The organism is Parashewanella sp. 2210YD4-3 (assembly GCF_056591735.1).
In genome coordinates, this window is record NZ_JBWQOG010000003.1 from 237,476 (window position 1) to 250,429 (window position 12,954).

Below are 12,954 nucleotides of genomic sequence, written 5' to 3' on the forward strand. Positions count from 1 at the left end.
TCGGGCATTATTTATTATAAGTGGCCAGCATTCTTAAGTCCTTATGACCTGTTCGAGATTGTATTTTCATAATGCCTACGTTATCAATTCCTAACTGAGTAACAATGCCACTTCTTGCACTATGAGCTCCGAATTGGTGTGGGTCTATCCCTGCTCTTTTAAGATATTTTTTTAATATCCGATTTACATCAGGCGCACTGATCGACGGGAATTCAGTTTTTTTATTTTGCTTAAGACTTAGGCCATTCGTTGATAGACTTCTAAATATTGGTCCAGATGTTAAACCACTAATTTTCAACCAATCCATAACGTATTGATAAGGTGAAAAATCCTCATCATTAGGCAAGATTTTAGTTTCAGCTTTTCCTGCTTGATTAGCCTTTGTAAAACGTAAAGTAACGACTAAAGCATCATCTCTGAAAAACAAACTATCAGTAGTCAGCTTTACGATTTCACTTCTTCGAAATCCCCCTGCTCTAAGCAAAGTAATTAATGCTAGATCTCGAATTTTTACCAGGTGACGAGGTTCTTGTTTAATTGTCTTTATCAGTCGCTCTAGTTCAGAGTTTAGTAGTGGTTTTTTTTCATCGTACATCAAATTTCGATAATGATTACGTCTAAACCCTTCTAGTGATTTGATTATTTCAGGGTGCGTAGTTGGAGAACTAAATCCATGTTCAATATGAAAATGTCGAATCGCTGCGACGCGAATCGCAATAGCACTGTTACTCAATTGTCTAGCTGATGATTCACCGTTGAATGTACCAATATGATATCGAGTCATCTCTTGACCGAGATAAGCAAGAACTACTTCAGGTATTGCAGGTAAAGGAGCAAAACCATGGAGATCGCAGAACTCAGTAAAGCTTCTCCATGCCGATGAGTAGGATTTTATAGTGTTTTCTGCACGACGAAACACTTGTTGCGCAGAAGCTTTTTTTGCATTTTCTAACAGTGCCGTTGGCAGTTTATTCAGTTGAAGATCTGAATGCTCATTTTTGTTGGAATTTTTAACAGTTTTGGGTAGAAATTGCTGCATTTATACACACACCCAATGTTACGATCGATAATTGCAGTTATAGTATCTAAATACAGATCAACGATCAAACACTATATAGAATGGTTTAACCATTGTTTAATTCTAATTGGAATTTAGGGTTAAGTTACCTAATAAATGTTTAGGGAGTTAGTTATTTTGAAACCAAGATGAGTTGTAGTTACGAATCTGATACCGATTTGGCTAGCACAAGTAACTCATCTATGGTCTGCCCATAATCAGAGAATCCATTTTGTTGTTGGTAATCTTTTAATCGAGCAAGAATGTCATTTGGAATTTCAATGTGAGATTTTTTATTTCGTTTAAGAATTTGCTGATATTCTTTCCTAATATGTCTCCAGCCATCATCACTAAAGAATTGGTTAATATCTTCATTCACAGCAACAAGTTGTGGTATGTACTCCTCATTATTTTCAACACGTTGCAGAATATTTTTTAATAGCTTAGATAATGTTATAAAAGCAGTGCTTCTAATTTTATAGCTTGAGTTAGCATCAAAATATAAATGTTGCTTATCTGCATCAAGATAAACTTGGGCAACCTTTAGAACTAAAGGAATCATTACGCTTACTTCATTGGGTTTAATTAGCCATAGTTTTCGGCCTGCTCTAGGCGCACCAAAATGATACTGCCAAGGTTGTGGTTCATAGATTACTGACATTATTAACTCTCAACAAAATGGTATAACCATATTATTCACAATGAAGATTATTTGAGGTTTAGGCTTGCTAAGGCAAACCCTTAGCAAGTTGGACGAAAAGATAAAGGCTTTAGTGATTAAACCAAGGACTAATTCGCACTGGGTTGTTACTGAAATCTAACTGTTTCAATTTTTTTAACTCTGACTCAGTTAATACGAATTTATCCTCAACTTGTTGAGGCGCACCATTTATTTTTACTTGAGTAACCGATTGAAAATTGAAACTGATCCCAGAAATTCCCTTACTAAAGTACTTCATAGGGAATCCTTGGAGGTCGGTATAAACCGCATCCATCTCCGTAAACATTTGTTGCAGACTTTTTGCATCATAATGCTTTTGCTTGGTTTTTGAAGCAATTTGAACTTGAATGCCACAATTTGATGTATCACCAGCTAACTCTAGTTGAATCAAAGCCCTAGCTGATCTTAGCCTTTCGTCATAAGGAAGAAGTAATTGTTGATCTTTATTATAAATTAAAGGGTAAGACTTTCTTTCTGTAGTAATTTTTCCTGAAATGATTTTACAGTTTTTACTATCCGGAACATAAAAAGCCATTGTAATGAGGCTATAGTCTTCCTTATTTACTCGCTTTAATCTATCGTAAAATCCTTTGTAGTCTAATGAAACTTCGCCAGCGTAGGCGCCGATACTCGAAAGTAGCAAACTACTTACTAATAGTTTTTTCAACATTTTTTACATCCAAATATTGCTTATTGTGACGAAGCATACTTAATAATTCGTCTATGTAATCTTCTTGACGTTCAGAATAATTAATTAGGCCATACACTAATTTAGCGGCTGTAGGCTTATCACCTTGTGAACGCAAATCTGCTCGTATTCGTCTAAATAAGTCATAGGCTGAATTCGTATTTAAATTATTCATATATGATGCAATAGAAGCATCAACTGATTTAAAAACAGCAACTTCATGAGTTAAGCCTTCTTGTCGGGAATTAGGAACTAAACCACATCCTTTAACGAAGCACCATTGCCCAAAAAAGTTGAATCCTTCTTTTGCAAATCGAGATGTCCCCCACCCTGATTCGTTGGCGGCTTGAACTAAAACTAACGATTCAGGAATAGTGTCAACTCGACTTAACAAATCAGAAAAAGCTTGTTCATTAAAACGCTGAAAGCTGAAATTATATTTATTGGCGATTTGGGTTAATTTACTTTGAGTTCCACTATCTAAGTTATCACCAGTATCTAACTGCTTCTTAACTCTGAACAAAAAGTTTCTATCTGAGCGTATAAGCTGATTCTGTTTACGAACGGCTGGACGAATAAAGTTAAAAAAAGCTTCTTTGCGTTTAGAGACTTCTTGAATTGATGCGAAATCAGGAAATGGCTGTACTTGAGGTTGTATCTGATTTTTCTTGATAAGATCAGGTTCTTGATTTGTACCTGTGTTTTGAGTAGAAATTAAGACTACTCTTAACCCATAAAGGAGCACCACACTTGTACCCAATGCAAGAATATACTTCCCGACCTTTCCTGTTCTCAAGCATAACCCCTTAATTTTCTTATAACATGATTGCACATATTATATTTAATTTTATGCTATCCATAAAGCTAGTTACAATAGATTTAACTAAAGTAACCTACATCATATTGCTTTTGACTTGGCACAAAATATAAAAAGAGCCGCATAAAGCGGCTCATGTTCTATAAAATTGAAACTAAAATTTGCTGTCTAATTGCAAGTAGATGAATCGACCAACATTAGCGTAAACACCTTGATCATAGAAAGGCCAATCATTTGGTTCACTGAATACTGGTTGACGGTTAAATATGTTTCTAATACCGAAGGTTACAGAGTTATCGGCCATGAAGTGATAAGTGCTGCTCACATCAAATTGAAGATATGATGCAATACGTTGAGGTTTGCCAGGATCTTTGACAACTGTTTTGTCATCTTTATCTTTTTCAGTTTGTACTCCATAGTAGCCTAACAATTGACATGTACCCTCTAGAGTATTTCGTTGCTCATAGCTATTAAAACTCGGTAAGAAGCGCATATTCAAGGATACATCAATATCATCCATGCCATAGGAAACATTCCCATTCACTCGATATTTTCTCGCGGCATTGTCCTTAATGCTGTCACACAAAGGCTGAGTTGCTGATGATTGTGACTCTCGTTTTAAGTATTGTTCAATATTTAGGTTTGCGCTGATGTCGCCTGTTTCAATTTCTGAGCGCCAATTAACGTTATAACTGAGGCCTGTAGTGTTATTTTCACTTAAATTTTGTAAGTTACTTAACACATAATAATCATTAGAAACGCCACTGACTTTTCCATTGGGAGCACGTCTAACTAGTTTTATGGCTGTTTCATTACCATTTGCCTCCTCATTTAAAATTTCTTGAGTACTTAGGGAGTCAATAATATCCTCAACTTTCAAATTCCAATAATCGAGAGAGGCAGATAGTTCATCTGTAATTTGATATACAGCACCAAGGTTATAGGTATTTGATGTCTCAGGTTTTAAATTTGGGTTTCCGCCACTACGAGAATTGATTTCCTCTAATGGACAATCGGCGAATGAAATATTTCTGTCGTTACAATACTTGGTATCCTTTGCACGATTGACACCTTGCGATACTGAAGTAAATAAATCTGCTAGATTCGGTGCTTTGAACCCTGTGCCATACGATGCTCTTAAAAGTAAGTCATCGATAGGTCGATAGGATACTTTGGCTGAGAATGTTGCTTTATTCGCGTCATTTACTTGCCAGTCCGCTTTATCATACCTTGCAGCTAAATTGACATCCATTTTTTCAATCACAGGCAATGATAACTCAACAAATGCGGCCTTGTTTTCGTATTGGCCACCACCATTAGACCCAGCGCCACCAACGACTTGCCCTGCAACAGTTGCAGGATCTGATCTGTCTTGATAATCCTCTTTCCGCATATCAAGACCCAATGCAACGCCAACTTCACCGCCTGGTAATTCCAATCCAGTGTGGCCACTCACCGTCAAGGTTGAGAAATCAATGGTGTAATCGCCTTTACGGAAAATGGATGCTTGAAGATTGGAACATATAGATTTTAATGCACTGGAGTTGCAATCATTTTGAATGAAGGGATTTAGTTTTGAATCAGGTGCATTAAAGGCATTTTCCAATTGCTCTCTTAGTAATTGACCGCCCGCACCAACCTGTTCATTACTTAACCTAGAATGACCTATTGTCCAGTCTGCCCCCCAATTGTCGTTTATGTCGTAATTTGCAGTTAATACGGCTTCAAAAGTTTGATTGGTATTATCTTTCTGCCTGTTAGGAAAATCCAAGTAACGGCGACCAACTTGGAAAGTCGCATCTCCAGCTCTCATTGCATTGATGAGAGCATCGGCTTTGGCAGCGGCATCAGCATCTCCTTTAAACCTATCATTTATTAAAAAATCCCTGAGAAATGGATTAGTTGCAGTAATGCCTATAATTCCGGGAGCCGGTGCATTAGATGTGAGTGTATAAGCTCGAGTAAATCGGAACTCCCCAGTGAGCGAAAGGTTATCTGTGGCTTGATGCGTAATTTGGGTATAAATGGATTGACGATTTGACTTAGGTTGGAGTTGATAATAAGGAGCAAAATCAAATCTACAAACCCCTCTTATTTGATTTGCAGGGTCGCAATTTGACCAAGGAGCTGCACCGAGATCATCGTCAGTTAAACCGGGAATCGTCGCATCTTCTTTTTTGTTTATCCGAGTGAATCCTGGGATACCAAAACTTGAACGCCCTTCTCCACCTTCTTTTCCAGGTATGAAAGCCGTTTTGCCCATTTCCCTATCAGAAGCTTCGATAGGATCGCGCTTTAATGTTTCTGCTGCAAAGAGGATATTAGTATCATCGTTACTGGCACCGGCAACAATCGATGCATTCAGTTCGTTACCGTCGAAGTGATCACTGGCTGCACCATATTTAATCGATGTTTTAACCCCTTCCATATCTTTTTTAGTAATGATATTAATCACACCTGCAACAGCATCTGAGCCATATATTGCAGACGCACCATCAGGGAGCACATCAATACGCTGTACAGCTGCTATCGGTATTTGGTTGACATCAGTGAATATTCCACCTGCAGTATTTTTCGGCAAACGGTGCCCGTTTAAAAGTATCAGAGTATAGTCAGAGCTAAGTCCACGGAGGCCTACAGATGAAGCGCCAGCAGCCTGACTAAGTGTTGAAGATTCATTAAAACCTCCAGCTGCAGCATTAGTTCGTAAGAACTCTGATACGGTTGACACCCCTGTTCTTTCTATATCTGCGGCTGAAAATTCTTTAATTGGGTTAGCTGTTTCTAAATCTGTTCTTTGGATTCTAGAGCCTGTGACTTGGATTCGTTCGACATTATCACTGCCGTCATCTGCGGCATTAGCTGAAATAGTAATTATTGATGTAGCAATGGCTGCGCTAGATATTAAAGCAAGGTGCACAGCTTTGGCTAATTTGGAATTAGCTTGCATTTTGTTTCTCCCAGATACTACTTAATTAGGATTATCCTTTTGACTAATTACAAAAGTTATAAACGATGCATTCAGTCAAAAGCTTTAAGTGGTTTGGAGTCACAAACATTCGGCCAACTGTGACAGCAACCACAGAGAAGCGCAATATAATCACATTGTTGGAGCAGATTCAACAATGAAAAATCAAACAGAACAACAACAAAAACAGTAACTTGTGATATCAAGTTGTGAGAGTAAGTTTAAATAAATTAAGTTAAAGTTTGAACTTTGAAAACAGAAATATTCATTATTAAAAAAATTTTTGGTCTATTCGAAAGAATCATTTAGATTGCAAGTCTAGTTATGTGCAAAATGGTTTATAGAGTTAAAGTTTTGAAAAATTATAATCCTAGTAGTAAAAATAAATTAGCTGATTTGTTCAATATTAAATATGGAAATAAGTGATAGTGACCATTATAATCTTTTTCTTAGACGTATTAACTATTGGTATATAGTTAGTCAATGACCAAGGAAAGGCGGTTAGATTTGAAGTTGCCCAGTGAATATAAAGTTGTTGCTATTGGTGGTGGACATGGGCTTGCACAACTTTTAAAAGCTTTATCTTATCTTGAAAGCAACCTTACAGCTGTTGTTACGACTACAGATAATGGTGGTTCGAGCGGTCTAATTCGAAATTCATTTTCGACCATTGCTTGGGGAGATATACGAAACTGTCTTGTCAGCTTAGCGGATCCTAAATCCAATGAGGCACAGTTTTTTTCTTATCGCTTCCCAAAAACAGAATCTCTTAATGGTCATGTAATTGGCAATTTATTATTGCAACAGTATTCTCAGCTTACCAACCCACTTCATGCAATTGATTACTTTAGACAAAAATTGAATATCAAAGCGAATGTTTTTCCGATGCTAACTTCAGATAACGATTTAGTAGCGGTTTATCCTAACGGGGAAACGACAACCGGTGAAGTTCAGATTGACAATAACAACATGCTCCCTTCAGCAATAGCTCTATTAAAGCCTGCTAGTGGCCTCGAAGAAGTAACACAAAAAATAGCCGATGCTGATTTAATTGTCTTTTCTCCTGGAAGCTTTTTTACTAGTGTAATGCCAAGTATCTTGGTCGACGATTATTCTAGGGCAATTTCAGTTTCAAAGGCTAAACTGGTTTTGGTTAATAATGTAGTTCAAGAGAAAAGCGCTGCCGGCTACCTAACTTTTAAGCAAAAAAAGCAGTACCTTGAACGTTATTTGCATCAAAGAAAAATTGATGTTTTGGTTGAAAACTCACCATTACATTCGATATCTCCGGATACCATTTTACAACCGCTAACGGATATTGAAACTGGGCTACACTGCCCTTCATCATTAAACTTAGCTATCAGCAGTATTCATTAAGCAAGTATCAAAACTTTAATGAAACCGATGCAATCATCAAACTAAATGTTTTAAATAGTTTTTAAATATGTAGAATTGTTGTAAATAAAAGGAGAGTATTTACAATGAAACTATGCCATTTCAGTTTAATTTCAATTTTGACATTAAGTGTTTCTGCATGTGGTGGGGGTGGAAGCTCTGAATCCCAAAGTGAATCAAATAACGACACTTCCCCTTTAACTTGGCAGCAAGGGCAATTCTTAGCAGCATCAACTTTCAAAGATTATTGTGCTAAACCAAGAACGGGTAACTTTCCAGACAAACAAGGTACTGAGCAGCATGAAAAAATGTGGCTTCGTTCTTGGAACGATAACACTTACCTTTGGTATAAAGAAGTCACCGATAAAAATCCTGCCCCCTTTTCGGTAAAAGATTATTTTGCTCAACTAAAAACTACTGCACAAACACCAAGCGGTAATCCAAAAGATAATTTTCATTTTTCTAGATCAACTGAAGAATGGAAACGATTGAGTCAAGGTGGTGTATCTTTGGGATATGGAGCAGAAATCACATTGATTCGCCGTAGCCCTCCACGTAAAGCTGTTGTGGCATTTACAGAGCCAAATACACCTGCATCTAACAAAGGTTTAGCCAGAGGAGATGAAATTGTCGCTATCAATGGCGTTGATTTTGCTACTTCAGATAACCTTAACTTGCTTAACTCTGCTCTATTTCCAAGCAAAGATGATACGGCTTACAATTTCACATTACGGCGAGTGAATGGTAGTGAATACACAGTGTCTATGACGCCAACCCAAATCACTAGTGCGCCTGTGCAGAATGTTAAAACCATTGAAACAGAGTCAGGAAAAGTGGGTTATTTCACTTTTAACGGCCATATTCAGCCCGCTGAATCACAATTGAAATCTGCAATAGATCAACTTGCTAATGAAAATGTATCAGACTTAGTTGTTGATTTACGCTATAACGGTGGAGGATTTTTAATCCTCGCCAGTCAACTTGCTTATATGGTAGCAGGAAGTGAAAATACGCAGAATAAGACTTTTGAATTAAATACATTTAACGATAAACACCCCACAGTAAACCCTGTTACAGGTGACCCGATTAGACCTCTTGGTTTTGCCAATGCTGGTGTAGGTTTAACACTTGATAGAGGCACACCACTGCCTTCTCTTAACCTCGATCGAGTTTTTGTTTTAACAACAGACTCAACCTGCTCTGCGAGTGAGGCCTTCATAAATGGCCTGAGAGGTATCGATATTGAAGTGGTGCAAATCGGTGGTAAAACTTGTGGTAAACCTTATGGTTTTTATGCTCAGGACAATTGTGGTGAAACCTATTTTACCATTCAATTTAAAGGTTCAAACCATAAAGGGTTTGGGGACTATGCTGACGGTTTTGAACCTAAACAATCTCCCGTGCAAAATGGTACTCAAATAGCTGGTTGTTTAGTTGATGATGATTACAGTCATGCTCTTGGTGATAAAAATGAAGCGATGTTGAAAGCAGCTTTAAATTATCGCGCTGATAAATCATGCCCGAGTTTGCCAAGTAGTTTCGGTTATGCAAATCAAGGAATCCAGCTAGATGAAAGCGATGAAAAACGAGCAGTAAAAAATCCTAATAAAGATTTTTTAAGATTAGTCCTTCAAAATAAAATAATCACAACACCGATGGCTAACTAAAATGAAACTTAATATTACTTTAATAGTAATAATTTCAGTTCTGTGTTTATCCTCTTGCTTGCTAGCGCAAGAGGATAAGATGGTACCGGCAATGCTTGAACACGATCAGCAAAATCATGACCAACTTGAAATCGTATTAGCAAAACTACTTAACAGATCTGAAGTTAAATTAAACGTTGATGCATTTACCTCTTCTAATCGTATCAAGCTTTCAAGGCCCTTTTTTAGAAGAGAAAATGGTCAAATTATTGATGGTAGAAGTACAGAGTTGCCTATCGACATTCACTTATACAAAAAAGCAGAAAAGTGTTTGGTAAAAATAGAGGAATCATTTTATCCTCTTTCCAACATTTTATGTAAGGCCATACAGCCACAATAAATTGTGGCTGTATACTCTTGTTTATCTTACTAAAAAACGATTTATCAAGGATCGAACCTCGTTTGTTGTTTGTTCCAATTTAGTTGAGGCCTCTTTAGATGCATCAGATGATTTCTGAGTTTCTTCAGCGCTATTTGATATTTCTTGGATACGTTGATTGATATGCCCGACAACTTGACTCTGCTCTTCAACTGCTGCTGACATTTGCATTGACATATCAGTAATATTTTTAACTTCAGAAGAAATTTCCGCCAATGACTTCGAGGTATGCTGAACAACTTCGACCCCATCTTTGGCAACTTTCTCTCCTTCAATTGCAGCAGATACAGCACTATTTGCGTTTACTGATAACTCTTCAACTACCGCATGGATGTGCTGCGTAGACTCACGAGTTTTTGCCGCTAAGGCGCGAACTTCATCTGCAACGACACTAAAGCCTCTTCCATGCTCGCCAGCTCTAGCCGCTTCGATGGCTGCATTAAGTGCTAATAAGTTTGTTTGCTCAGCAATTGAGTTAATTAAATTTGCAGCTTGGCTTATTTGGCTTGTAGATTGCGCCAATTTATTAATCGTATTTGAGATTGAGGAAACTGATTGGCTTAATTCAGTGATCACTTTTAAAGATTGCTCAGCTAATTGCTCTCCTTCATTAACATTGCTTAAAGCTTGATTAGCACTTGAAGCGTTTTGGATGATCTTATCCGAAACTTCGTTAATTGCGTGGGTCATTTGATCAATTGCAGACGCAATTTCTTCTGTAACTTGTCTTTGTTCGTAAGCTTCTTTAGCTGTTGTGGTAGCTTTAGTCGCTGTAACAGAAGTCAGTTCATCAAGCTTAATAACAGAGTCGTTGATGCGAGTAAGTGCCGTTCGATTGCGAGCAAACTCGCAAGCAAGCACTAATTTGCCAGCGGAACTTGAAGGATCCCCTCCAAAATAGCTCTGAGAAACAATAGTATTAGCGTAAACACCAGGTACTAATTTTGTCAGCTGTAGCCATTCTTGTTGACGTTGATAGGCGACCCATATCAAAGACATCACTCCAGTAGCTAAAACCAAAGCGGATAATTTTAGATCATACTGCAGACCAGAGAATACAGTTGCTATACCAAACGGTATTGTGATCCCCATGGTACGTTTAGCAAATCTTTTACTTTGCTTAAAAATACTAACTGGGGTCTTATTGGTACTTAATCGATTGTATACTTCTGTTGCCCTAGCTTTTTCTTCAGGTGTTGCATTGACCCTTACTGATTCAAACCCTACGACACTCTTATTTTCGAAAATTGGGGTCACAAATGCGCTAACCCAGTAGTAATCTCCATTTTTTCTTCTGTTCTTTACGAGTCCCATCCATACATTACCGCTCTTTAAGGTAGTCCACATTTCTTTAAAAACCGATTCAGGCATGTGGGGATGACGAATGATGTTATGGGGCTGTCCAATTAATTCGTCTCTGGTAAAACCACTGACGTCTATGAAGGATTGATTACAATGTATTATGTTTCCATGCGTGTCCGTTGAAGAGATTAAACGTTCGTTTTCATTTATTAAATATTCATTATCCGTAATAGGCTGATTCGCTCTCATTTATTCCATCACTTCTTGTTGTTATTCACACACTGTCCTTTAGACAGTTATCGGCGTTATTTTAGAGAACTTTAAAATAATACCTTTACCCTGTCATAAAAGTGTAACACTTGACGCTTTTATCATACAAATAATAAAAGAAAGGAGATTGTCCAAATGACTAGAAAAGAGGCGCTAACTTAAATTAATCAGCCAAAGGTGGCAAAGTTAGCGCCTTAAGAGTTTAAGCAATAATCAAAAAACCAATACATGCTAAGGTAGCCGCTATCAAAGCATATGGTAATTGGGTGATAGCATGGCTTACTAGATTACAACCACAACCTTGTGCTGCAAGAACCGTTGAATCAGAATAAAAACAAGCTTGGCTACCAAAAGATGATGCAGATAAGAGAGCTCCTATTACTAATGGAATATTCGCATCCAATGAATAAGCTAAAGGCATGACAATTGGAATAGTAACTGCGAATATTCCCCAACTTGAGCCTGTAGCAAATGCGAGTACAGCCATTGAGACGAATACCACTGCAGGCAACAAATCGGCACTCATGTAATCACTTAGCGATTCAATTATAAATTGTGGTAATAACAATTGATCACAAACATCTTTAAATATAAATGCAGCAACTACTGTTCCGATGGCTGGCAACATGCTCTTAAAACCATCAAACATTTGATCCAACATTTCAGATAGTGTCATCAACTTTTGAAATGCATAATATGGTAGTGTCACACACAATGTGGCAAGCAAGCCTTTCCAAACATCAATATCAAAATAAATAGTGAAACCAATCAATAATAAAATCGGTACTAAGAAGTTGTGAAGCTTGCCTTTAGGTTGGGCATTTTTAAACTCATCTTCAATTGCTTTTACAGCATAATCATCAGAAGTATGAACATCTTCATTAGGATCAACTTCAATACTCTTACCTTGCTTTGCCATAAGCTCAGCTTTCTTCATCGGACCAAATGCTGGAATAACACCTAGAATAACCAAAAGAACAACTACGACTGATAACCATGCATAAAGCATATAGGGTATAGCAGAAACATAAACGGCGATCCCCTGCCCTGATTCTGCTACCCCATTATCAACAAGAAGACCACCAAAAAATACAGCCCAAGTTGATAATGGCACTAGCACGCAGATTGGAGCGGCAGTTGAATCAACCACATAGGCAAGCATTTCACGACTTACTTTAAACTTATCGGTGACCCTTTTCATTGACTCGCCAACCGTAAGCGCGTTCAAATAGTCATCTATAAAAATGACCACTCCTAATATAAATGCCATAAATAAAGAGCTTTTCGGACCTTTTGCAAGCTTTAAAGCTGAATAGCCAAAGGCGCTTGCGCCGCCAGTTCGGACTAATAGCGCTATCAAAGCACCGAACGAACCACAAACTAGAATTAACCATCCTATGGTTTCATCTTGCATCACTTTTAATGAAATATCAGAAAACGACGTTAAAATAGTTTCAATATCTGGATTAAGAATTATCAGGCCTGAAATAGCACCAATAATAAGCGCCAGAATTGGCATTCTTAACCAAATCGCTAAAACCAAAACTACCAGCGGTGGAATTAAGCTCAAAGCTGATGGCTCTGTCATTAATTTTATTCCTCTATTTTTGTTCTTTCATATTTAAAAGTCGAAAAATAAATGTGATGCAGG

10 protein-coding genes are annotated in these 12,954 nt (G+C 37.5%); 3 read left to right on the forward strand and 7 right to left on the reverse strand.

Translation table 11 applies throughout. From position 1 onward, the window contains the following. Positions 1 to 7: 7 nt before the first annotated feature. The 5 genes from AC1EU0_RS06355 to AC1EU0_RS06375 form a co-directional block, all read right to left on the reverse strand. Positions 8 to 1,039: a tyrosine-type recombinase/integrase gene (locus AC1EU0_RS06355; protein WP_480301296.1), complete on the reverse strand. Its 1,032-nt coding sequence runs from the start codon at positions 1,037 to 1,039 to the stop codon at positions 8 to 10. 178 nt (positions 1,040 to 1,217) lie between these two features. Next, entirely contained in the window at positions 1,218 to 1,718 is a 501-nt protein-coding gene (locus AC1EU0_RS06360; protein WP_480301298.1) for a hypothetical protein, read from the reverse strand. A 109-nt stretch (positions 1,719 to 1,827) separates the two neighbouring features. Continuing rightward, complete coding sequence (locus AC1EU0_RS06365; RefSeq protein WP_480301299.1) at positions 1,828 to 2,448, reverse strand: DUF2987 domain-containing protein; 621 nt, start codon at positions 2,446 to 2,448, stop codon at positions 1,828 to 1,830. After that, entirely contained in the window at positions 2,423 to 3,262 is an 840-nt protein-coding gene (locus tag AC1EU0_RS06370; protein WP_480301300.1) for a glucosaminidase domain-containing protein, read from the reverse strand. Before AC1EU0_RS06370 ends, AC1EU0_RS06365 begins: the two co-directional genes overlap by 26 nt. Positions 3,263 to 3,437: 175 nt before the next feature. Further along, the gene (locus tag AC1EU0_RS06375; protein WP_480301302.1) at positions 3,438 to 6,233 is read right to left on the reverse strand and encodes a TonB-dependent receptor plug domain-containing protein; all 2,796 of its coding nucleotides are present in this window, start codon (positions 6,231 to 6,233) and stop codon (positions 3,438 to 3,440) included. A gap of 525 nt (positions 6,234 to 6,758) precedes the next feature. Between AC1EU0_RS06375 and AC1EU0_RS06380 the strand changes: the two genes are divergently transcribed. From AC1EU0_RS06380 to AC1EU0_RS06390, 3 genes are all read left to right on the forward strand, one after another. Further along, positions 6,759 to 7,628, forward strand: coding sequence for a gluconeogenesis factor YvcK family protein (locus tag AC1EU0_RS06380; RefSeq protein WP_480301303.1), 870 nt, complete (start codon positions 6,759 to 6,761; stop codon positions 7,626 to 7,628). Positions 7,629 to 7,732: 104 nt separating this feature from the next. After that, complete coding sequence (locus AC1EU0_RS06385; protein ID WP_480301305.1) at positions 7,733 to 9,313, forward strand: S41 family peptidase; 1,581 nt, start codon at positions 7,733 to 7,735, stop codon at positions 9,311 to 9,313. 1 nt (position 9,314) lies between these two features. After that, positions 9,315 to 9,692, forward strand: a complete 378-nt coding sequence (locus AC1EU0_RS06390) for a hypothetical protein (RefSeq protein ID WP_480301306.1) — start codon at positions 9,315 to 9,317, stop codon at positions 9,690 to 9,692. 21 nt (positions 9,693 to 9,713) lie between these two features. Here AC1EU0_RS06390 and AC1EU0_RS06395 read toward each other — a convergent pair whose 3' ends face one another. Both AC1EU0_RS06395 and AC1EU0_RS06400 read right to left on the reverse strand, forming a co-directional pair. After that, positions 9,714 to 11,282: a methyl-accepting chemotaxis protein gene (locus AC1EU0_RS06395; RefSeq protein WP_480301308.1), complete on the reverse strand. Its 1,569-nt coding sequence runs from the start codon at positions 11,280 to 11,282 to the stop codon at positions 9,714 to 9,716. A gap of 223 nt (positions 11,283 to 11,505) precedes the next feature. Beyond that, the gene (locus AC1EU0_RS06400; RefSeq protein ID WP_480301310.1) at positions 11,506 to 12,891 is read right to left on the reverse strand and encodes a Na+/H+ antiporter NhaC family protein; all 1,386 of its coding nucleotides are present in this window, start codon (positions 12,889 to 12,891) and stop codon (positions 11,506 to 11,508) included. Positions 12,892 to 12,954: the final 63 nt, after the last annotated feature.

What these genes read in the sequence shown, in the direction of transcription:
- AC1EU0_RS06355 (WP_480301296.1), bottom strand. Translation starts at nt 1,039, where the DNA reads ATGCAGCAATTTCTACCCAAAACTGTTAAAAATTCCAACAAAAATGAG.
- AC1EU0_RS06360 (WP_480301298.1), bottom strand. Translation starts at nt 1,718, where the DNA reads ATGTCAGTAATCTATGAACCACAACCTTGGCAGTATCATTTTGGTGCG.
- AC1EU0_RS06365 (WP_480301299.1), bottom strand. Translation starts at nt 2,448, where the DNA reads ATGTTGAAAAAACTATTAGTAAGTAGTTTGCTACTTTCGAGTATCGGC.
- AC1EU0_RS06375 (WP_480301302.1), bottom strand. Translation starts at nt 6,233, where the DNA reads ATGCAAGCTAATTCCAAATTAGCCAAAGCTGTGCACCTTGCTTTAATA.
- AC1EU0_RS06385 (WP_480301305.1), top strand. Translation starts at nt 7,733, where the DNA reads ATGAAACTATGCCATTTCAGTTTAATTTCAATTTTGACATTAAGTGTT.
- AC1EU0_RS06390 (WP_480301306.1), top strand. Translation starts at nt 9,315, where the DNA reads ATGAAACTTAATATTACTTTAATAGTAATAATTTCAGTTCTGTGTTTA.
- AC1EU0_RS06395 (WP_480301308.1), bottom strand. Translation starts at nt 11,282, where the DNA reads ATGAGAGCGAATCAGCCTATTACGGATAATGAATATTTAATAAATGAA.
- AC1EU0_RS06400 (WP_480301310.1), bottom strand. Translation starts at nt 12,891, where the DNA reads ATGACAGAGCCATCAGCTTTGAGCTTAATTCCACCGCTGGTAGTTTTG.